The following is a 20,803-nucleotide window of genomic DNA, read 5'->3' as shown; positions in this document are numbered from 1 at the left end:
CATGGATCATTTGTTCGACAACACGCCAAGGCAAAGGGTGCCGATCGGTGTTCGCTCCGGGACCGTGATGACCGTTACCGGCCCGGTCGCGATCGCCGACATGGGCGTGACGCTGATGCACGAGCATATCCTGCTCGATGGCTCGACATCCTGGAAATGCCCCTGCCATCCCGACGACAGGAAGATCGCCGAGCAGCCGGTCAGCATGGAGATCATCGGCGAGTTGCGGATGAACCCCTACATGAACCGCGACAATGTCTCGCTCGACGACAGCGACCTGGCGCTTTCCGAGCTCGCCAGGTACCGGGCGCTGGGCGGCCACACGGTTGTCGACGCGACCAATATCGGCATCGGCCGCGATCCGGTGAAACTGGCGCGTATTGCCCGCGCGTCCGGATTGCGCATCGTCATGGGCACAGGCTTCTACCTGCAGCACACCCATCCCGACTGGCTGAAGGCGATGGACGTCGATGCCGTCACGGAATTTCTCGTCAACGATGTCGGCGGCGGCTCGACGCAGCCCGAAATCATGGCCGGCATCATCGGCGAAGTCGGCGTCAGCAAGGATTTCACCGAAGAGGAACGCAAGTCGCTGCGGGCTTCAGCGCGCGCGGCCAGGATCACCGGCGTACCGCTGACCATCCATCTGCCCGGCTGGGAACGGCTGGCGCATGACGTGCTCGACGTGGTCGAGGCCGAAGGCGCGGATCTGAGACACACGGTCCTTTGCCATATGAATCCGAGCCACAATGATCTTGGCTATCAGACAAGCCTCGCCGCGCGTGGCGCCTTCCTGGAATACGACATGATCGGCATGGATTTCTATTATGCCGACCAGGATGCGCAATCGCCTTCCGACGAGCAGAATGCGCAGGCGATCCGTTCGTTGATCGACATGGGGCTGGTCGACAGGATCCTGCTGTCGCAGGACGTCTTCCTGAAGATCATGCTGACGCGCTTCGGCGGCTTCGGCTACGGCTTCATCCTCAAGCATTTCGTGCCAAGGCTGAAACGCCACGGTGTCGAGCAATCGGCAATCGACCGCATGCTCATCGACAACCCAAAGACCGTGTTCGCCGCGAGCCTCTGAGCTGCCGGCCACAGCAAAAAACAGGGAGTATACATGTCCAGGAAGAAAGTTCTTCTCGCCGGCGAGTCCTGGGTCTCGACCGCGACCCACATCAAGGGCTTCGACCAGTTCCCGACCGTGACCTATCACACCGGCGCCGATGAATTGCTGGCGGCGCTGAAGGATGGTCCGTTCGACGTCACCTTCATGCCGGCGCACGAAGCGCAGCGGAATTTTCCCCAGACCATGGAGACGCTTTCGGCCTATGACGCCGTGGTGCTTTCCGACCTTGGCGCCAATACGCTGTTGCTTCACCCCGACACCTGGGTCCACTCCAAGCCGACGCCGAACCGGCTGCGGTTGCTGCGCGACTATGTCGGCAATGGCGGCGGCCTCCTGATGTTCGGCGGCTATTACAGCTTCCAGGGCATCAACGGCGGCGCACGCTACCACAAGACGCCGGTCGAGGACGTCCTGCCGGTGACTTGCCTGCCGGTGGACGATCGCGTCGAGGTGCCCGAGGGCTATGCGCCGGTCGTTGTCGGCCCTCAAAGCCATCCGATCCTGAAGGGCCTGGGCAAGGATTGGCCGATCCTGCTCGGCTTCAACGAGGTCACTGTCAAGGAGGGCGCCGAAATCCTTGCCACCGTGTCTTCCGACTACCGTTCCATGCCCCTGCTGGTGACCGGCAAATATGGCAAGGGCCGCACCGTCGCCTGGACATCGGATGTCGGGCCGCACTGGCTGCCGCCGGGCTTCATCGCCTGGAATGGCTACAAGACGCTGTTCGAACAGATGCTGGGCTGGGCGACAGCCAGGGATTAGCCCATGCGCGTCCACGTCGTCGGCAATGTCTGCGTCGATACGACGTTTCAGCTGGGCCGCTTTCCGCGGCCTGGCGAGACGCTGAACGCGTCCAGTCATGTTGACGGACTTGGCGGCAAAGGGGCGAACCAGGCAGTGGCCGCCGCCCGCACCGGAGCCGATGTCCGTTTCCATGCGGCGATCGGCGACGATGCCGCCGGCCTTTGGATACGGGAACAGCTGAGCCGCGACCTCGACGCCAGCCATCTGACAATGCTGGCGCTGCCCAGCGACCGGTCGACGATCATCGTCGATGAGCGGGGCGAAAACCTCATCGTCACCGGCGCCAGCTGCGCCGCCGCCTTCGATCCGCTGGCCGACAGCGGTTTCGCGACGTCGATCGAACGCGGCGACATCGCGGTGATGCAAGGCAATCTTCTTCCCGATATAACGACAGCCTGCCTGCAAGCGGCGCGCAGCGCGGGCGCCATGACAATCCTCAATCCGAGTCCGCTTGCGGTCGGTTCGACACCGTGCCTGGGTGCCGTCAGCCTCGCTGTCGTCAACGCAGGCGAAGCAGAGCAACTGACCGGAACCGGCGATGCAGCCGCGGCGGCCCGCGAATTGATCCGTCAAGGCGCCGACAGCGCGATCGTGACACTTGGCGCGGCCGGCTGCCTGGTTGCCGACCGTGAAGGACGGATCGACCGGTTCGCGGCGCCCAAGGTGGACGTGGTGGACACCAGCGGCGCGGGCGATGTCTTTTGCGGCTGCCTCTCAGGCTGCCTTGCGGCCGGGATCGGCCTCGCCGCGGCAGCGCGGATCGCGGTACGAGCCGCGGCCATTTCGGTCGGTCGCCCCGGCACGCTCGGCTCCTGCCCCGACAGGCAAGAGATGAAGATACTCATGGAAACGACGGAAGCGGAAACCGCATGACAAAATCCCCCAACTCCATCGGCTCCAAGCAGGTCGCCGATGACGCGCTGCAATCGATCTTCGGTCGAAAGAAAGTGGTGATCGGCGTCGTGCATCTGGCGCCCCTGCCGGGCGCGCCGCGCTACGATGGCGAGGCGGTCGAGGCCATCTACCAGCGCGGCCTCGACGATGCCAAAGCCTATCTCGATGGCGGTTGCGATGGCGTGATCGTCGAGAACCATGGCGACGTGCCCTTCGCCAAGCCGGACGATATCGGCCCCGAGACCTCCGCTTACATGTCCGTCGTGTCCGACCGCATCCGCAGGGAACTCGGCCGGCCGATCGGCATCAATGTGCTCGCCAATGCCTCCATCCCCGCGCTGTCGATCGCCAGCGCCTCGGGTGCCTCCTTCGTGCGCGTCAATCAGTGGGCGAATGCCTATGTCGCCAATGAGGGCTTTATCGAAGGCGAGGCGGCGCGCGCCATGCGCTTCCGTGCCAGGCTTCGCGCCAACGGCATCCGCATCTTCGCCGATGCGCATGTCAAGCATGGCGCCCATGCGATCGTCGGCGACCGGCCGGTCGAGGAACAGGTCAAGGACCTGGTGTTCTTCGATGCCGATGCGGTGATCGCCACCGGCCAGCGCACGGGCCACGCCGCCGACCTCGGCTACATCAGGATGATCAAGGACGCGGCCGGGCTGCCGACGCTTGTCGGCAGCGGCGTGACGCCCGAAAATGCCAACGACATTCTCGACATTGTCGACGGCGTCATCGTCGCCAGCTCGCTGAAACATGATGGCGTCTGGTGGAACCAAGTCGATCCGCTGCGGGTGAAGGCCTTCATCAGCGGCCTCAAGCGATGAGTTTGACGCCTCGGATTGACGGCGACAGACTGCTCGGGCGGCTTGACGCTTTCGCCAGGATCGGGGCGACACCAGCCGGCGGTGTCAACCGGCAGGCGTTCAGCGTCGAGGATCGCAGGGCCCGGCGCCTCCTGGCGGAGCTGGCCCTGGAGCGCGGCTTCACGGTCTTTCAGGACGGTATCGCGAACCTCTTCATTCGCCGCGAGGGCACGGATGCCACGCTGCCACCGTTCCTGATCGGCAGCCATCTCGACAGCCAGCCGACAGGCGGGCGCTTCGACGGTGCGCTCGGCACGCTTTCCGCCTTCGAGGTGCTCGAGGCGCTGGAGGACGCACGGGCTGAAACCCGAATGCCGGTCGAGGTCGTCGCCTGGGCCAATGAAGAAGGCAGCCGCTTCGCGCCGGGCGTCATGGGCTCCATGGCCTTCACCGGTGCGGATACCGCCGCGTGGAAATCCATTGTCGGCGCCGACGGTGCACTCCTCGCAGCTGAGTTGGAGGCGACGATCACCGCCTTGCCGGAGGCTGCCCTTCGTCCAACCGGCATGCCGATATCAGGCTATGTCGAGCTGCATATCGAACAGGGCCCATCACTGGAAAAGGAGCAGTTGCCGATCGGTGTCGTGACCGCCGTCCAGGGTACGCGCTGGCTGGAAGTCTCCATCCAGGGCACTTCCGGTCATGCGGGCACGACAGACCTTGCCTACCGCAGGGATCCGATGGTCGCCGCGATTGCCGCGATACACAGGCTGCAAACGACAATCATGCCGCTCGACAGCAGCGCGCGGCTGACGGTGGGCCGGATCGCCGCCAGGCCGGGATCGATCAACGCCATACCGCAATCGGTGGCCTTCACCGTCGATATCAGGCATCCGCGGGCAGAGCAGCTCAATGTCATAGAAGCCGAGGTCCGCCAGGTCTGCGCGGCGGAAGCAGAGGCCCAGCATTGCACGGCAGTGATCAAGCGATCGTTCGATATGCCCGGGGCGGCCTTCTCGCCGGATATGGTCAACACCGTCGAGGAGGCCGCCAGTTCCCTGCAGCTTCAGTACAAGCAGATGATATCGGGCGCTTTCCATGATGCGCTGTTCCTCGCCCGCGTCGCGCCTGCCGCAATGATATTCGTGCCGTGCCGTGACGGGCTTAGCCACAACGAGGCGGAGTATGTGGAACCTGGCGACGCAGTGATCGGCGCGCACGTCCTGCTGCGGACGGCCATCATGGCCGCCTCGCCGCGATGACCATTCATAGCACCCGTCTATGACAGGCTGATCGCAGTCAGTCGACGAAGCGCGGTTTCGAGGTGGCGACCGTCGCCAATCATGGCTGCCCTGCCCTCTCGTCGACAAACCTCGCAGCTGTGTCCTCGCAGCCCTTGTGGGCACCATAAAATGGATGAATAGTCAGGACAGGGCGCTGCCCTGAAATTGCCGGCTTGCGGTTTTCAGGTCACGCCACAGCCGAGCCGGGTTTTTGAATGGTCAGCCCTGAACCGCGCAAGAGAAGAGGTCCGATCGCGTCGCGCCTTCTGGCGCTGGACGCCTGGATCGATTCCTCGCTCTACGAGATCGGGTTCAAGGCCCGGCAGTTCTGGGAAGCGGCGACGATCTTCTCGCGGCGCTTCCGTCTCAAGGGCTGGCGGCGCGGCATCATCGAGATTTTGAGCGAGGGTTTCACGCTCGGCGCCGGCGGCATCGTGGTGATGCTGGCGCTGGCCATTCCGGCGTTCCAGGATACGGCCGGCGACTGGCGCGCCCAGGGCGATTTCGCCGTCACCTTCCTCGACCGCTATGGCAACGAGATCGGCCAGCGCGGCATCATCCAGCGCGATTCCGTGCCGGTCGACGAGATGCCGGACCATGTCATCAAGGCGGTGCTGGCCACCGAGGACCGGCGCTTCTTCGACCACTACGGCATCGACGTACTCGGCCTGTCACGCGCGATCTTCGAGAATGTGCGGGCGAATTCGGTCGTCCAGGGTGGCTCAAGTATCACCCAGCAGCTGGCCAAGAACCTGTTCCTGACCAATGAGCGCACCTTCGAGCGCAAGATCAAGGAAGCCTTCCTGTCGCTGTGGCTCGAAGCCAATCTGTCGAAAAAGGAAATCCTGCAGCTCTATCTCGACCGCGCCTATATGGGCGGCGGCACGTTCGGCATCGAGGCGGCGGCGGACTTCTATTTCGGCAAGAGCGTCAAGGATCTTAATCTCGCCGAGGCGGCGATGCTGGCCGGCCTGTTCAAGGCGCCGACCAAATACGCGCCACACATCAACCTGCCGGCGGCGCGCGCACGCGCCAATGTGGTGCTGTCGAACCTCGTCGATTCCGGCTTCATGACCGAAGGCCAGGTGCTGCAGGCAAGGCTGCATCCGGCCGACGTCGTCGACCGCGGCGAACAGAAAAGCCCCGACTATTTCCTCGACTGGGCCTTCGACGAGGTCAAGAAGATCGCCAAGCCCGGCCAGCATTCGCTGGTTGCCCACACCACCTTCGACGCCAACATCCAGAAGGCCGCGGAAGAGTCCGTCGAGTTCCACCTGCGCCAGTTCGGCAAGGAGTACAACGTCACCGAAGGTGCCGTGGTGGTCATCGAGACCAATGGCGCGGTCCGCGCCATCGTCGGCGGCCGCGACTACGGCGCCAGCCAGTTCAACCGCGCCACCAAGGCGCTGCGTCAGACCGGCTCGTCCTTCAAACCCTATGTCTACGCCACGGCGATGGAACACGGCTTTACGCCCAATTCGATCATTTCAGGCGGGCCAATCAGCTGGGGCAACTGGTCACCGCACAATTACAGCGGCGAATCGGCCGGCAACATCACGCTGATCATGGCGATGGCCAAGTCGATCAACACCGTACCGGTGCGGCTGGCCAAGGACCATCTCGGCATCGCGCCGATCAAGGCGATGGCCGAGGCGATGGGCGTGGAATCGCCGCTCGAGGCGCACAAGACGATGGTGCTCGGCACTTCGGGCATGACCGTGATGGACCAGGCGACGGGCTACAGCGTGTTCGCCCAGAACGGCTTCGTCGGTTCCAGGCATGGCATCACCCAGCTTGTCACCCGCACCGGCGACGTGGTGTATGATTGGACCAAGGATGCGCCGCCCCCGCACCGGGTGCTGTCCGAGCAGGCGCTGAAATCCATGAACACCATGCTGGCGGCCGTGCCGGTGATGGGCACGGCGCGGCGCGCGCAAATTCCCAACATCGTCGTCGCCGGCAAGACCGGCACGACGCAATCCTATCGTGATGCCTGGTTCGTCGGCTTCACCGGCAACTACACGGCGGCCGTGTGGCTGGGCAACGACGATTTCACCCCGACCAAGAACATGACGGGCGGCTCGCTGCCGGCGATGGTGTGGCAGCGCCTGATGGTCTACGCGCACCAGAACATCGACCTGAAGCCGATCCCCGGCATCGACAAGCCGTTCATCGACGAGGAGATCGCGGCCAAGGCGGCCGAAGCGCAGAAGAAGGGCGAGGAACAGGCTGCGGCCGACGCGGCCGCCGAACGCCCGGCGGTGCTGTCCAGCCGGACCACGCAGACGCTGAGGGACATGACGCAGTTGTTCCAATCCGCGCCCAAACTCGACGCCGCCTCGCCCGAAACGCTCTCGGCGCTGTGACTTCGGCCTCGGCGCGGAGCAAGCCAACAGGCAAATCCATCGCGCCCGCTTGCCACGAGGCCCCGCGCCGCGATATCCCCGAACGGCAATCCTTCGCGCACGCGGCCCTTCATGCTCAAGAACGCCTTCCTGATGCTGCTTTCGCTTGCCATAGCCATTGGCGGCGGCGGCGCCAGCGTCTGGTATGCGCTGAAGATCCAGGACGGTGTCGGCGCCATCCGCATCGGCCAATGGACGGCCTTCCCCGACATCGGCACGCCAGCAGCCGATCCCTATTCGAAGGCTCGCGTGGCGCGCGAGGGCGTGCTTGCGCTCGGCCGCGCTGAAGGCCTGTCCTTCGTCGCGGAAAATGACGCTGCCGGCGACCAGCTCAAGCGGGAATGCAGCTACAGGATAGAGGGTGGATTCCCGACCGCCCGCTTCTGGACGCTCTATGCCGCCGATCAATCGCTCGGCGTCGTCGAAACCGGCAAGCCGCGGCTTGCCGCGCTTCAATCCTACGAGGTACTGCGCCAGGCCGACAATTCGGTGACCATCTCGGTCGGCCATCACCCCATGCCCGGCAACTGGCTTCTGACCAATGGTTCCGGACGGATGTATTTCGTCCTGACCTTCTACGACACGCCGATCGCCAGCAGCACCGGCCTGTCGGACGTCTCGCTGCCCAGGATCGTGAAGGCCGGCTGCGATGCGTAATGTCCTGGCCGCGCTGCGCCGTCTTTTTCACGCCGTCCTGCTCGGTCTGGTCGGTGCCGGCATCGTCCACATCGTGGTGCTGCTTCTGGTGCCGGAATTTTCGGAACGCGATGCCTGGTCGCGACTGTCCATGGCATCCGACCTCTACCGGATGAACCGGCTCGATGCCGAGGCGGGCGGCGCGCCGGTGGTGAAATCGGTCGACCCGCTGTTCTACGCCGCGGCCTGCCGGTTCGATCTCGAGGAAGGCATGGTCCGGATCAAGGCGCCGGGGAACGTCCCCTTCTGGTCAGTGTCGGTCTATGACCGCAACGGCCACAACATCTATTCCTTCAACGATCATACGGCGAGCGACGGCAAGCTTGATGCCGTGGTGCTGACGCCGGCGCAGATGATCGATGTGCGCAAGGATTTGCCCGAGGACCTACAGGGAGCGATCTTCGTCGAAGCGCCGATCGACGAGGGCATCTTCGTCATCCGAAGCTTCGTTCCGGACGACAGCTGGAAGCCGATCGTGTCACGCTTTCTCGACCAGAGTTCCTGCGAGCTGCAGGATTTCTAGACCCTTTGTCTTTGGCGCAATTCCCCAGGGAAGCACTGCGCGCTTTTCCCGGGAAAGCCGCTTCACACTTTTCCTGGAATTGCTCTGGCCAGAGGCGCAGAACTGACGGCCTGACGGGCCAGGCCGCGGCTTCAGTGGTGCGGCACCGGCGTCCGTGGCGATCCCGGCTTGTCGGGGCCGGCGGGCCGAACTTCGCCGGTGCTGGACCGCTCATAACGGATGCCGGGAAAGATGATCACCGCCGCCGGTATTTCGGTGGTTTGCTTGGCTCGATTGGTCGGTGCCGCACGCGGCACGAAAGACAGTACCATGCCCATGATTCGCGCATTCCTCTCGGTTTCCCCGGAGCACAACGCAACGCCTCCAAATATCATTAAGGCCGGCAGAGGGTTAACGGAGCGCTAACGGATCACCGCTAACTTGAACTTTGTCTTGAGGTCAGGCGGTTCTGACCGGAGCAATCGCGAAACCGACACGGTCCCGGTTGAGCGTGGCCAAGGCTGTGTATCGAGTATCGGGTATCCTTCGTGTCATCTTCGGACTTCAGGCAAATCGCGATACGGACGGAATCGGGCAAGGCCGAGAGGCTGTTCCGCGCCGCGGTGTCGGCGTTCTGCTCGCTGACCCGCCCGTCACGGCGCGAGATCGGCCAGCTCGAAGACCTGACGCTGCCGCTGTTCGACGATGTGTCCGTCGAATCGCGACGGTACGTCGCCGCCGCCCTTTCCGAATGCGAATATGCGCCCGCAGCACTCGTGCGGCGCCTCTGCGAGGAACCGGTCGACATTGCCGCGCCGCTGCTGATCCGCTCACGCGCCGTCAGCGATATCGACCTCATCGCGCTGATCGGCAGGCACGGCCTGCCGCATGCGCGCGCCATAGCGCGCCGCAAGGGCCTGAACCCGACCATTGCTGACCTGATCAGGGCGCTCGAACGGCCGACACTGGTGCGGGTGCGGGAACCGGACGTGCAAGCCTCGACGCCGCCAACCGTCGCAGCCGCGGATGCGGAAACTGCCGAGGACAATGCTTCAAGCCAACAGTCTCCCGGCATTGCCGCCGAGAATGCGCGGCGCAGGCTGCGCTCGATGATGCGCACCGGCGACGAAGCATCGGCGGCGAGGGTCGATGCGTTTCCCGGCTCGGATACCTATGTCAAACTGCGCGAGACGGCGCTGACGGGAAACGCCGCGTTTTTCCAGACCGCGCTTGCGGACGCACTCGACATTGATTTCTCGACCGCACGCTCGCTGACTGCCGGCCAGAACTATGCATCATTGCTCGCGGCGCTGCGCTCGCTCGACTTCAGCGAAGACAGGGCCTTCCTGATCACGGTTGCCATCTATCCCAGCCTGTTCCCGCATCCCCAGGCCATCCGTACCTATCTCGACCGCTATCGCCTGCTACATCGCGATGTAGCTCTGGACCGGGTACGGGGATGGAAGGCCGAGGCCCTCTCCAGAATGGTTCGTGATGCGTCGCCCGCAAACAGCGACAGCCGCCAGGCGTCGTACAGCGACGATGCCACCGCTCCGGCCCTCAGGGCGTCTTCACGGAAATAAGCTCCTCGACGGGAACGGTGCCGGCCTCGATCTCCACCACCCAGATATCGGGATCGAATTTCTTTTCCCTTTCAAGCCGGGCATCGAGCACGGCCGGATCATCGCCGGCGGTGAGAAGGCTGAAGAAACGGTCGTCGGGCTTGGCCGAATCGTAGCTTGTCTGCGGCGCCGGCCCGTAGAGGGCGACGTCACCCAGCCTACCACGCGTCAGCACGAAAACAGCACCGGCCTCGGTCGCGCCGCGGTTGACCACGGCGGCAAATCCGCCGGCGCCGAAAACGCGGCGCAGCAAGGCAGAAACCCACAGATCCGATGTGACGCGCATGAGAAAGCTCCGAAAGCGTGCGGGCTATCTAGCGATAATTCCGCCGCTCGGCGAGCCGTCGTTTCGGCCTCGTTGGTCGGACCTCAATTGGTCAGACCGATCTCGCGCATCTTGACGTAGACGATCTCGTCGGGCTCGCCGGTCTGCGGCAGGCCGAACAGCGACTGGAATTCCTTGATCGCCGCCTTGGTGCGCGCGCCGACGACACCATCCAGCCGCATGTCGTCATTGCCGAACGCCTTGAGCCCGGCCTGGATCTTGACGATGCGCGGGTCCGGTCCCTGGGCCTGGGCGGCATCCGTCTGCCCGGAATTCGCCTGCCCGGAATTCGTTTGTCCAGAATTTGTCTGCAGGGACACCGGTACGGCGGCCTGCGTATCGGGGCGCGGCTGCGGTTTGGGCACGGAGGCGGTCTTCGGCGTTGCACCAAGCTGATCGAGCAACAGGGCATCGATCTCGCCCGAAGCGTTGAGACCGACCTTCTGCTGGTAGGCCTGTATGGCCTTGCGCGTGTTGGGGCCGGAAATGCCGTCGACCGTGCCGGAATAGAAGTCGAGGTCCTTCAATATGCCTTGCACCTGCTCGACCACCGGATCGCCCTTCATCGGTGCAGGCGCCGCATTGGGCCGCACGATGTTGATCGTCGTCTCCGGCTCGTCGGAGGCAGTGTGCGGAAACCCCTGGAAATTGCGGGTGGCGAAGAACGCCCCGGCATGCGGGAAAGGCTGATACCACAGCGCATTCGCCGAGACATAGAACAGCGTCACCAGGAATGCCGTCGATCCGCCCACCAGGACGGGGTTGCGCGAAATCATCCCGCCGACGGCTATGGCGCCGTCCTGGAAGGCGTTGCTGCGGCGTTTGACCGCTTTAGGCTGTTTTGCGGAGCGAGCCATTTCTGTCCCCTTTCGCCCTCGTCACCGGCATCGTCAGCACCCCTGCCTCGTTCGCCGGGCGACCCTTCGGCCCGTTGACCGGCAGGCTGATGGTCACCGTGGTGCCCTCGCCCGGCATGCTTTCGATCGACATGGTGCCTTCGTGCAGCGCCACCAGCCCCTTCACCAGTGAAAGGCCAAGCCCGGTCCCCTCGAAACGGCGCGTATAGTCGTTCTGGATCTGCGTGAAGGGCTTGCCGAGATTGGCGAAATCCTCCTCGGCAATGCCGATGCCGGTGTCCCTGACCCAGAAATGCAGGCGCGAACCGATCCGCTTGGCGCCAACGACGACATTGCCGCCGTCGGGCGTGAACTTGATCGCATTGGAGACGAGATTGATCAGCATCTGCTGCACGGCGCGGCGATCGGCATTGATGTCGCCGGCGTCGGGAGCGATCTGCGTCTGCAGGTCGATGTTCTTGGCCTGCGCCTGCAGCCGCATCATCGACTGGCACATGTCGACGGCTTCCATGAACCGGAACGGCTCCGGGTCCGCCGTGTAGGCGCCCGATTCGATCCTCGAGACATCGAGTATGGATGTCACGACGGCCAGAAGATGCTGCCCTGAATCCCGCACCAGGGTGACATATTCCTTCTGGCGCGGATCCTTGAAGGCGCCGAACATCTCATGCAGCAGCATGTCCGAGAAGCCTATGATGGCGTTCAGCGGCGTGCGCAACTCATGGCTGACCACCGCCAGGAACCGGCCCTTGGCCACTTCCGCGGCGGCCGCCGCCTCATTGGCCTGCGCCAGTTCCTCACGAAGCCGGGCAGTCTCGCCATTCTCGCGCAGCACCAGCGTGAAGACGTCGCTCTGCTCCTCGCCACGCAGCAGTTCGAGCAGGAATGGCCGGTAATTGTCGGCCATCGAGCGCGTGTCATTCTGGCCATTGCCGTTCTGGGGCAGCCTGACGCGCAATTCGAGGCGGCGCGCAGCAGCACCATCGCGCATGTCGGCCAGGGCGCTGAGATAGGAGACACGGTCCGACAGATGGACACGGTCGAAGAAGCCGGTTCCGGAAAGCAGTTCCGGCGGCAGTTTCAAAAGCGTGCGTGCCTTGGCGGACGCATCGAGCACCTCGCCATGGCGGGCGACCCGCAGGATCACCGCGTCGATGATGTCTTCCAGCCGATCGCCGGTATCGAGTGTATCGGCCGCACCGGCGCCATCGCGAAACGGCGACAGGCGCGGGATCAGCGTCAGCGCCCAGGCCAGCGGCACCAGCCAGTGCCAGGCCGCGATCTGCGCGCCCGCGAAGGGCAAGAAGGCCGCAGCCAGAGGCTGAAGGGCAATGGCGGCAATGGCCGAGACCGCTCCCCACAGGGCCGCACGCCGCGAAGCGCCGATCCACCAAGCTTCGAAGGGCAGCGCCACGGCAAGCACGGCGACGGGAGAACTCAACCCGCCGGCGGCCGCGATCAGACCGCCAAGGGCAACAGCCGCCATCGCCAGGACAATCGGTGCCGCCACGGGCATCTTGCCGGTAGCCGCCACCAGCAAGGCGACGAACCAGCACAGACCGAAGGCGGCGAAGATGGCGGCCATGGTCACAGCGGCGCCCATGCCTGATGTGACCAGCGTGACAGCGGCACCGGCGGCGAAGAATGGCGCTGCCAGCATGACACCGATGAAACGGCGTTGGCGCTCGCGGCCGCTCTGCCCGAGAATGGAGGGATGGACCATACGTTCGCAACCGGCGGCAATCGCGCCAGGCAATTCAGCGTATCTGGCCTTGATCGGCATCAACTCAACGCACTCGCACTCGTCGTGAACAGCTCTGCTTATGCAGATTGTTTTGATTGGCTCCGAAACTCTCATCCAGCGTTTAAGGAATGGATAAGGCAGGGCCGACCAAAGCCCGGCCCGTCGCAAATATCGGGATCGCGGCGGCCGAAAACCCGGGCAAATGCCGCCATAGTAAATGGAGGGTTATCTGCGAACGCCTGCCGTCACCGGATCATGGACTAGAAGAGAGCCGGCCGAATTCCAAAAGAATCCAATGGAAACAGCAGGATACATAGTTATCAAGAGGTAACCAAAATCGTCCCGATATGAAACAAATCCATGGCAAAACGCTTCGTTTCGAATTTGCCTAAAATTTGAGGAAAATTGTCGCTGTGCGCGCAAGCCGTCCTTTGCGCCTGTGTGCCAACATCCTGCCCATAAAAGAGGTCATGCCATATGATGCATGATCCGGTCACGACGAGAGGCAAGGCATGTTCTTCCTGATAAGAATGGCTTTCTGGTTTTCACTGGTGCTGCTGGCGCTGCCGCTGAGTGTCGGTTCCGACGAGCCGGGGCAGGAAAGCGTCGGGCCGATCCAGGCCCTGTTCGCGGCACGCGACGCGGTGGGCGACATTGCCGGCATCTGCGAGCGCAAGCCCGATGTCTGTGAGACGGGCAAGTCGGCGATGCACACCATCACCGCGCGTGCCAAGGAAACCGCCAAGATCGCGGCAGCCATGCTGGACGACAAGTCCAGCGGCCCCGATACCTCGACAATGACGGGCAGCGTGGCGGAAGAGATCGTCCTGCCCGAGACCGTCAACCTGCCGGTCAAGAATTAAGCCGTCTCGGCGGCGCACCGCGGGGCCGTCTGCCCTCTCGACGCCCGCGGTGTCCTTGTTTTTTCCGTGACGCGGGGCCGCCGCGTGACTATATCCGGGTTATGACGACCACGATCCAGACGATCCGCGACGACTTCTCCTTCCTTGACGAGTGGGAGGACCGCTATCGCTACGTCATCGAGCTCGGCGAGGCGCTGCCTCCCTTTCCCGATGAGGAGCGCAATGCCGCCAACAAGGTCCCGGGTTGCGTCAGCCAGGTCTGGTTGACCACCGAACAGGGACCGGGCAGCGATCCGGTCATCACCTTCACGGGGGATTCGGACGCCCATATCGTGCGCGGTCTGGTCGCCATCATGCTGGCGCTGTTTTCCGGACGGACCGCCAGCGAAATCCAGAAAACCGATGCGGAAGCGACGCTGAAGGCACTTGGCCTGGACGAGCACCTGTCGCCGCAGCGCGCCAATGGCCTTCGCTCGATGGTCAAGCGCATCAAGCGCGATGCCGAGATGGCACTCAAGCAGACCGCCTGACGCCCTCCGGCCAGCCTGTTCCGCAAAATCAAACGGCGCCCGAAGGCGCCGTCGATGTCGGTTCGACCTGAGGGAACAGCGACTACCGCGCCTTGCGCTTGCGGCCAAGGCCCATCTTCTTGGCGAGCTGCGAGCGGGCTGCCGCATAGTTCGGAGCAACCATCGGATAGCTCGGGTCGAGATTCCACTTTTCGCGATACTGCTCCGGCGTCAGATCATAGTGGGTCATCAGGTGACGCTTGAGCGACTTGAATTTCTTGCCGTCTTCAAGGCAGACAATGTAATCGTCATGAACCGAGCGCTTCGGGTTGACAGCCGGCTTCTGCTTGTCGGCAGGGGGCTGTTCGGCGGTTCCGCCCACACGCCCGAGAGCGGCATGGACATCAGATATGAGGTTCGGCAATTCGCCGACCGGCACGGGGTTGTTGCTGACATAAGCGGCCACCACATCGGCGGTCAGCTCGATCAGCGCATCGTTGTTTCTGGAAGGTGTTTCGACAATATCCATGGTCTTCAGGCCCCAACAAGAGTTACGTCGGTATGCGCCCTTTTTTACAGGCAGGGCATCGCACGAATTTTGAGCAGGTAGTGTTTCTACGATTCGTGTCGTGGGCACATCAATGCGACCATGGAGCAAGTAAGTCAATTCTCCCTTTGCATTATATTTAGGAAAGTTGATCAACTATTCGCCAGTCAGCTTCAATCTTTCGTGCATCATGTAATTTTTCGATATTTCGTTCGCCAAACCGGTTCCGCCTGACGTTACGTCAGCTGAGCGTTACATTCGCGATAACTCACAAAGCAATTTTCAATGCTCTGGTTTGCTTTGCCAGGGCGCCGTCAATCTTGGTTGTTCACATCTGTCCACAAAACCATAGGTTGCCTCTCATCTTTTTCGCGGACAACCAGGCGACATGTCCCGCCGGCCGCATCACGATCAATCGACGACCGTCGATCAATACGGGGCGATGTACTTGCCATAGGCCCAGCCGATGACGAAAGCGCCGTTCTTGGCCGGGTCGTGCCAGACCTCGCACCAGCGATAGCGAACCGTCTGGTGGCTTCCATGCCGGTTGATTGGCGATGTCGAGCAGGTTTACGCCGCCGGTGCATCGCCCGGTCATCTGCAGGATGACCCCGTTCGGGTATGCGGCCTGCTTCTGGGAGATGCCGGAGGGATATTTGCGCACGTTGAGCGTGTCGCCGAACGGCACATTGGCCACTTGCCAAGCCGCGAATACGGTCGCATGAGACTGGCCGGCAAAGACCAGAGTCAGCGAAGCAACGGCGAAAGTCGCAGCGATCCGAGATCGAATAGTCATCATCCTTCCTCCCGGCCCACCTCATGGAGCCGACACACCTCCAGGTTACGGACCCTTGAACCCACGCTGATCGGCGTGTTCATTCATCATTCAAGATAGCTCCCAAGCGAGACGCAATGACCGAGACTTCCCGATTTCCGATCGTCAGCCCGCCGACACCGCAGAAGCGGCCGGTTTACGACACGCATCACGGTATCACGCGAACCGATGAATATGCCTGGCTGCGGGCCGACAACTGGCAGGAGATGTTTCGGGACCCTTCCCTGCTCGATGCCGGCATCCGCGCCGAACTCGAAGCCGAGAATGCCTACCAGTCAAAGTTGATGGCCGATACTTCAGACCTGCAGAAGCAGCTTTTCAAGGAGATGAAGGGCCGCATCAAGGAAGACGATTCTTCCGTTCCGATGAAGGACGGGGCCTATGCTTATGGGTCTTCCTTCAAGCTCGGCGGCGAGCAGCCGCGCTATTTCCGCATGCCGCGCGCGGGCGGAACCGAGCAGATCCTGCTCGACGGCGACCTCGAGGCGCAAGGCAAGCCCTATTTCCGGCTCGGCGGTGTCGACCATTCGGCCGATCACCGCAGGCTGTTGTGGGCCTTCGACGACAAGGGTTCCGAGTTCTACACGCTGCGCGTGCGCGACCTTGCCGATGGCAAGGACCTGGCGGACCGGATTCCCGCGACAGGCGGCTCGGGCGTGTGGGACGCTGGCAATGACGGGTTCTTCTATACGCGCCTCGACCCCAACCACCGACCCTCGAAGGTGCTGTTCCACGCGCTTGGACAAGACCCTGAAGCCGACCGCCTGATCTATGAGGAAACCGATCCGGGCTTCTTCATGAATGTTGACGGCACCCGCGACAACCAATGGATCATGATCGGCATCAACGATCACGAGACCTCGGAATATCGCCTGTTGAGCGCCAGCGATCCGTTTGCCGAACCCAGACTGGTTGCGGCGCGTGAGACCGGCCTTCAATATGAGATGGAGGAAGGCGGCGACATCTTCTTCATCCTGACCAATGCGGACGGCGCCAAGGACTTCAAGATCATGACGGCGCCGGCAAGCGATCCGGTCCGCGCCAACTGGCGGGAGCTGGTGCCGCATGAACCGGGCCGGCTGATCCTGTCGGTGATCGGCTTCAAGGACCATATGGTCCGGCTCGAGCGCAAGGAGGGACTGCCGCGCATTGTCGTGCGCGACCGCACCAGTGGCGAAGAGCATCTTCTGTCTCTCGATGAGGAGGCTTTCTCGCTCGGCCTGTCGGGCTCCTATGAATACGACACCGAGATCATGCGCTTTTCCTATTCGTCGATGACGACGCCGGCGCAGGTGTTCGACTACAATATGCGCACCCGCGAACGGGCCTTGCTCAAGACCCAGGAAGTCCCATCCGGCCATGATGCGGACCATTATGTCACCAGGCGGCTGATGGCACCCGCCGCCGATGGCGAGTTGGTGCCGATCTCGCTTCTGCATCATCGCGACACGCCGCTCGATGGATCGGCACCTTGCCTGCTTTACGGCTACGGCTCCTACGGCATCACCGTGCCGGCCGCCTTCAACACCAACTGCCTGTCGCTGGTCGACCGCGGCTTCGTCTACGCCATCGCTCATGTCCGCGGCGGCAAGGACAAGGGTTACGGCTGGTATGATGACGGCAAGCGGGCGCACAAGATGAACACGTTTACGGATTTCATCGCCTGTGCGCGCCATCTCGTTGCCGAGCGCTATACCGCGCATGACCGCATGGTCGCGCAAGGCGGCTCGGCCGGCGGCATGCTGATGGGTGCCATCGCCAATATGGCGCCGGACTGTTTTGGCGGCATCGTCGCCGAAGTTCCCTTCGTCGACGTGCTCACCACCATGCTCGACGCGACCTTGCCGTTGACGCCGCCGGAATGGCCGGAATGGGGCAATCCGATCGCGTCGGCCGATGACTACCGCACCATCGCCGCCTACTCGCCCTACGACAATGTCGCGGCCCTCGACTATCCGCCGATCCTGGCGCTCGCCGGCCTCACCGATCCGCGCGTCACCTATTGGGAACCGGCCAAATGGGTGGCGCGGCTGCGCGACCGCAAGAGCGGCAACAATCCGGTGCTGTTCAAGATCAACATGGATTCCGGCCATGCCGGCGCGTCCGGCAGGTTCTCAAGGCTTGATGAAATCGCCTATACCTATTCCTTCGCGCTGAAGGTGACGGGAAAGGCGCGGCTTGCCGAGGAGACGCTCAAATGATCGATCTGTCCACGTTGATTGCCTATATCGCCGTCGTGCTCGGCTTTGTCTTTATCCCGGGTCCGGCCACGCTGTTGACGATCGCCCGGGCGACGAGTTCGGGAACGAAGGTCGGGATCGCGACCGGCGCCGGGATCGCCGCTGGCGACATATTTCACACTGTCATGGCGATGGTCGGCATTTCGGCGATCATCGCCACGTCGGCGACGCTTTTCAGCATCGTAAAATACATCGGCGCGGCCTACCTCGTTTACCTCGGCATTCGCGCCATCATCGAGAAAACGCCGACCGACCCCTCCGCCGGCGCGCTCGCGATCTCGGCCGGCAAGGCGTTTCGGCAGGCTGTCCTGACCGAAGTGCTCAACCCCAAGACCGCGCTGTTTTTCCTGGCATTCCTGCCTCAGTTCGTGCGGCCCGAAAACGGAACGGTGATGCTTCAATTGGCCGTATTGGGAATTGTCTTTGTCGTGCTCGGTCTTTTCAGCACGGTCGTCTTTGCCGTGAGCGCCGGGCGCCTCGGCTCCTTCCTGCGAAGAAATCCGACCGTGCTGAAATGGCAGGGCAAGGTTGTCGGCGGCATCTACTGTGCCTTGGGCGTCCGCCTGGCCTTGCAGCAACGCTGAGGCTCCGGATAGCACGTTCACTTTTGGATTTGGCAATCATGACTTTTTGAATTCCGCATTGCTCATTTCCACTCGCAATTGCGATGGTCGCGCGTTAACCCAAGGTACGACTTTCCCGGGCGACGAAGCCCGCACTCGCACAAGGGTCCATTATGCTGCTCGTCGACGTCTATCTCGACAAATCGCCGATCCAGGGCATCGGCGTCTTTGCCAAGCACCCCATCCCCAAGGGCACGCTGATCTGGAAGCTCGACCCCCGCTTCGACCGGATCATCGACGTCGAAACCTATGAGGGCGAGAGCGGGCCGGTGAAGAACTATCTCGACCGCTATTCCTACCCGGACCGGCGCGATCCGGCCTATATCGTCTTCGAAGCCGACGACGCCCGCTACATGAACCATGACGACGAGCCGAATTGCGATGTCTCCTCACCCGAGGAGACCTATGCCTTGCGCGACATCGCACCCGGTGAGGAACTGACCTGCAACTACAACCACTTCTTCGAGACAGGATTCGATTTCCTCGGCGATCGGCACCTCTAATCGACAATCAACTCGCCGGCTTGCGCGCGGGATAACCGTTTGGATGCGGCGGCACAGCCTTAAGGTAGGCGGCGATCGCGGCCCGGTCCCCTGCTGTCAGCTCGGCCATGTTGCGCTGGACGTCGACCATCGCGCCGCCGACGGAATCGAAATTGGGCGTGAAGCCGGTTTCGAGGTAGTTGGCGATGTCGGCTTCCGACCAATTGGCGAGGCCGCCCTTGCCCGATGTGATGTTGGGCACGATGCCTGAGCCCTCGGCCGCCACGGCACCCGCCAGCCAGTCGCCTTTCTTCGTCCCGCCTGCGAAGTCACGCGGCGTGTGGCATTCGCCGCAATGACCCGGCCCCTCGACCAGATAGCGGCCGGCTACCACCGGATCAGGTGCGCTACCGGCCAACGCAACAACAGGCTGGTTGTTGAGATAGAGCCGTTTCCACAGGCCGATGCCTCGACGGATGTTGAAGGGGAAACCGAGCGAATTGTCCGGCGCCTTGCCGGCGACGGCGGGCAGCGTCTTCAGGAAGGCATAGAGATCGGCAATGTCCGACGGTTTCATGCGGGCATAGGACGCGTAGGGAAAGGCCGGATAGAAATGCTCGCCGGACGGCGAAACGCCCTTGAGCATGGCGTTGGCGAGATCGTCGACCGACCACGCACCGATGCCATCTTTGGGGTCTTGCGAAATGTTGGGCGGGACAAAGGTGCCGAACGGCGTCTTGAGTTGGAGGCCGCCGACCAGCTGAAGCCGGGCATCGCCCTGCGAGCCCGGCTTCGCATGGCAGGAGGTGCAGCCGCCGGCATAGAAAATGCGCTTGCCCTTGATCGCGTCGCCCGGCCCGAGTTGCGCCAGGGCCGCGGCATCGAGCTTGACCGACGCCGACAGCAGCCAACCGCCGACCGCGCCGACGCCGCCCAGAATGATGGCCGTGCCGACGAGCTTCTTCAGCCATGCCATATCAGGCAATCAGCCCTTCTTGACCCTGTAGCCCTGATGGCAGGTGCCGCAATCCGAACCGATGGCGCCGACTTGCGCCTTCAGCGCGTCGACATCGGCGGGAGCCGCCGCGACCGCGGCCTTGACGTTGGACAGATACTTGTCCTCGGCGGCCTTGAAGCCGGCCGTGTCTTCCCAGATTTTCGGCCCCGCCGTGGTGTCGCCGGCATCGCTGCCTTTCGGGAACAACGCATCGACGTCGAACTTCTCGGCATTCGCCTGCAACGCCTGCAGCTGCGTCAGCACGGCGCCGGCATCAAAGGAGTCCTCGCCCTTGGCGACCTTCGCCAAGCCGCCGACGATCTTTCCGCGTTCCTTCATCAGAGCCTGCCGGTCGATGATCGGATCGGCAAAGGCCGCCGAACCGGCGAAGGCGAGCATTGAGATGGCGATGACAAGCTTTCTCATTCATTTGGCTCCGTGATGAAGGTATTTGGGACACGACGTTAACGGCTGCGACGGAGGGAATATTCCCTCTGCTTGGATGGTTTTTCCGGGCCTGCGCAGCCACTGATATCGGCACAGAAAAAGAAAAGCCCCGGGATTTGAACTGACCCCCGAAAGTTGGACACAACCTTCGGGGGTTTTGCATGTCCAAACACAGTGCGCGCTTCAAGCGGTC

General features: G+C 62.8%; 21 protein-coding genes and 1 pseudogene. 14 read left to right on the top strand and 8 right to left on the bottom strand.

Annotated features, from left to right (window positions below; translation table 11 throughout):
* The first annotated feature begins 1 nt into the window (after nucleotide 1).
* From FJV83_RS03630 to FJV83_RS03595, 8 genes are all read left to right on the top strand, one after another.
* Nucleotides 2-1,090 carry a phosphotriesterase gene (locus FJV83_RS03630; protein ID WP_095770774.1) on the top strand — a complete coding sequence of 363 codons (1,089 nt, stop codon included), beginning with the start codon at nucleotides 2-4 and terminating at the stop codon, nucleotides 1,088-1,090.
* Nucleotides 1,091-1,123: 33 nt separating this feature from the next.
* On the top strand, nucleotides 1,124-1,894 hold the full coding sequence (locus FJV83_RS03625; RefSeq protein ID WP_095770775.1) for a glutamine amidotransferase: 771 nt from the start codon (nucleotides 1,124-1,126) through the stop codon (nucleotides 1,892-1,894).
* A gap of 3 nt (nucleotides 1,895-1,897) precedes the next feature.
* Nucleotides 1,898-2,809 (top strand): ribokinase, encoded by a 912-nt coding sequence (locus FJV83_RS03620; protein WP_095770776.1) that lies wholly within the window; start codon nucleotides 1,898-1,900, stop codon nucleotides 2,807-2,809.
* The gene (locus FJV83_RS03615) at nucleotides 2,806-3,654 is read left to right on the top strand and encodes a BtpA/SgcQ family protein (protein ID WP_095770777.1); all 849 of its coding nucleotides are present in this window, start codon (nucleotides 2,806-2,808) and stop codon (nucleotides 3,652-3,654) included. Before FJV83_RS03620 ends, FJV83_RS03615 begins: the two co-directional genes overlap by 4 nt.
* Nucleotides 3,651-4,895, top strand: a complete 1,245-nt coding sequence (locus FJV83_RS03610) for a Zn-dependent hydrolase (protein ID WP_142886339.1) — start codon at nucleotides 3,651-3,653, stop codon at nucleotides 4,893-4,895. The genes FJV83_RS03615 and FJV83_RS03610 overlap by 4 nt, the downstream gene beginning before the upstream one ends.
* 236 nt (nucleotides 4,896-5,131) lie before the next feature.
* Nucleotides 5,132-7,282, top strand: coding sequence for a penicillin-binding protein 1A (locus FJV83_RS03605; RefSeq protein WP_142886338.1), 2,151 nt, complete (start codon nucleotides 5,132-5,134; stop codon nucleotides 7,280-7,282).
* Between the two features lie 111 nt (nucleotides 7,283-7,393).
* On the top strand, nucleotides 7,394-7,978 hold the full coding sequence (locus tag FJV83_RS03600) for a DUF1214 domain-containing protein (protein WP_095770780.1): 585 nt from the start codon (nucleotides 7,394-7,396) through the stop codon (nucleotides 7,976-7,978).
* The gene (locus FJV83_RS03595) at nucleotides 7,971-8,540 is read left to right on the top strand and encodes a DUF1254 domain-containing protein (RefSeq protein WP_095786531.1); all 570 of its coding nucleotides are present in this window, start codon (nucleotides 7,971-7,973) and stop codon (nucleotides 8,538-8,540) included. Before FJV83_RS03600 ends, FJV83_RS03595 begins: the two co-directional genes overlap by 8 nt.
* A gap of 131 nt (nucleotides 8,541-8,671) precedes the next feature.
* Here the strand turns inward: FJV83_RS03595 and FJV83_RS03590 are convergent, their stop codons facing one another.
* Nucleotides 8,672-8,857: a hypothetical protein gene (locus tag FJV83_RS03590; RefSeq protein WP_095770782.1), complete on the bottom strand. Its 186-nt coding sequence runs from the start codon at nucleotides 8,855-8,857 to the stop codon at nucleotides 8,672-8,674.
* Nucleotides 8,858-9,067: 210 nt separating this feature from the next.
* On the opposite strand from FJV83_RS03590, the gene FJV83_RS03585 reads away from it, so the two are divergent.
* On the top strand, nucleotides 9,068-10,102 hold the full coding sequence (locus tag FJV83_RS03585; RefSeq protein WP_142886337.1) for a hypothetical protein: 1,035 nt from the start codon (nucleotides 9,068-9,070) through the stop codon (nucleotides 10,100-10,102).
* Here FJV83_RS03585 and FJV83_RS03580 read toward each other — a convergent pair.
* The 3 genes from FJV83_RS03580 to FJV83_RS03570 all read right to left on the bottom strand — a co-directional run bounded on the left by FJV83_RS03580 (nucleotide 10,080) and on the right by FJV83_RS03570 (nucleotide 13,046).
* Nucleotides 10,080-10,427 (bottom strand): DUF1491 family protein, encoded by a 348-nt coding sequence (locus FJV83_RS03580; RefSeq protein ID WP_095770784.1) that lies wholly within the window; start codon nucleotides 10,425-10,427, stop codon nucleotides 10,080-10,082. The two genes, FJV83_RS03585 and FJV83_RS03580, sit on opposite strands and share 23 nt — an antisense overlap.
* 83 nt (nucleotides 10,428-10,510) lie before the next feature.
* Nucleotides 10,511-11,323, bottom strand: coding sequence for a peptidoglycan-binding protein (locus tag FJV83_RS03575; protein ID WP_142886336.1), 813 nt, complete (start codon nucleotides 11,321-11,323; stop codon nucleotides 10,511-10,513).
* Complete coding sequence (locus tag FJV83_RS03570) at nucleotides 11,298-13,046, bottom strand: HAMP domain-containing sensor histidine kinase (RefSeq protein WP_142886335.1); 1,749 nt, start codon at nucleotides 13,044-13,046, stop codon at nucleotides 11,298-11,300. The genes FJV83_RS03575 and FJV83_RS03570 overlap by 26 nt, the downstream gene beginning before the upstream one ends.
* A gap of 533 nt (nucleotides 13,047-13,579) precedes the next feature.
* On the opposite strand from FJV83_RS03570, the gene FJV83_RS03565 reads away from it, so the two are divergent.
* Both FJV83_RS03565 and FJV83_RS03560 read left to right on the top strand, forming a co-directional pair.
* Nucleotides 13,580-13,930 (top strand): DUF5330 domain-containing protein, encoded by a 351-nt coding sequence (locus FJV83_RS03565; RefSeq protein WP_095770787.1) that lies wholly within the window; start codon nucleotides 13,580-13,582, stop codon nucleotides 13,928-13,930.
* A 101-nt stretch (nucleotides 13,931-14,031) separates the two neighbouring features.
* A complete protein-coding gene (locus FJV83_RS03560; protein ID WP_095770788.1) occupies nucleotides 14,032-14,460 on the top strand; it encodes a SufE family protein in 429 nt (142 codons plus the stop codon).
* An 82-nt stretch (nucleotides 14,461-14,542) separates the two neighbouring features.
* Here FJV83_RS03560 and FJV83_RS03555 read toward each other — a convergent pair whose 3' ends face one another.
* Both FJV83_RS03555 and FJV83_RS03550 read right to left on the bottom strand, forming a co-directional pair.
* Nucleotides 14,543-14,968, bottom strand: coding sequence for a MucR family transcriptional regulator (locus FJV83_RS03555; protein ID WP_019857114.1), 426 nt, complete (start codon nucleotides 14,966-14,968; stop codon nucleotides 14,543-14,545).
* A gap of 447 nt (nucleotides 14,969-15,415) precedes the next feature.
* Nucleotides 15,416-15,782 (bottom strand): annotated as a pseudogene (locus FJV83_RS03550) (SH3 domain-containing protein).
* A gap of 116 nt (nucleotides 15,783-15,898) precedes the next feature.
* Here FJV83_RS03550 and FJV83_RS03545 point away from each other — a divergent pair.
* From FJV83_RS03545 to FJV83_RS03535, 3 genes are all read left to right on the top strand, one after another.
* Nucleotides 15,899-18,022, top strand: a complete 2,124-nt coding sequence (locus tag FJV83_RS03545; protein WP_142886334.1) for a S9 family peptidase — start codon at nucleotides 15,899-15,901, stop codon at nucleotides 18,020-18,022.
* On the top strand, nucleotides 18,019-18,645 hold the full coding sequence (locus tag FJV83_RS03540; protein ID WP_095770790.1) for a LysE family translocator: 627 nt from the start codon (nucleotides 18,019-18,021) through the stop codon (nucleotides 18,643-18,645). Before FJV83_RS03545 ends, FJV83_RS03540 begins: the two co-directional genes overlap by 4 nt.
* Before the next feature lie 152 nt (nucleotides 18,646-18,797).
* On the top strand, nucleotides 18,798-19,187 hold the full coding sequence (locus FJV83_RS03535; RefSeq protein WP_095791373.1) for an SET domain-containing protein-lysine N-methyltransferase: 390 nt from the start codon (nucleotides 18,798-18,800) through the stop codon (nucleotides 19,185-19,187).
* Between the two features lie 7 nt (nucleotides 19,188-19,194).
* Here FJV83_RS03535 and FJV83_RS03530 read toward each other — a convergent pair whose 3' ends face one another.
* Together FJV83_RS03530 and FJV83_RS03525 are read right to left on the bottom strand one after the other, a co-directional pair.
* The gene (locus FJV83_RS03530; RefSeq protein ID WP_142886421.1) at nucleotides 19,195-20,142 is read right to left on the bottom strand and encodes a cytochrome c; all 948 of its coding nucleotides are present in this window, start codon (nucleotides 20,140-20,142) and stop codon (nucleotides 19,195-19,197) included.
* Between the two features lie 9 nt (nucleotides 20,143-20,151).
* Entirely contained in the window at nucleotides 20,152-20,589 is a 438-nt protein-coding gene (locus FJV83_RS03525) for a cytochrome c (RefSeq protein WP_095770792.1), read from the bottom strand.
* Between the last annotated feature and the right edge of the window lie 214 nt (nucleotides 20,590-20,803).

The organism is Mesorhizobium sp. WSM4307 (assembly GCF_007003945.1).
Taxonomy (GTDB): domain Bacteria; phylum Pseudomonadota; class Alphaproteobacteria; order Rhizobiales; family Rhizobiaceae; genus Mesorhizobium.
Note: the sequence above shows the minus strand (reverse complement) of the source record. Positions and strands in the feature narration are given on the sequence as shown.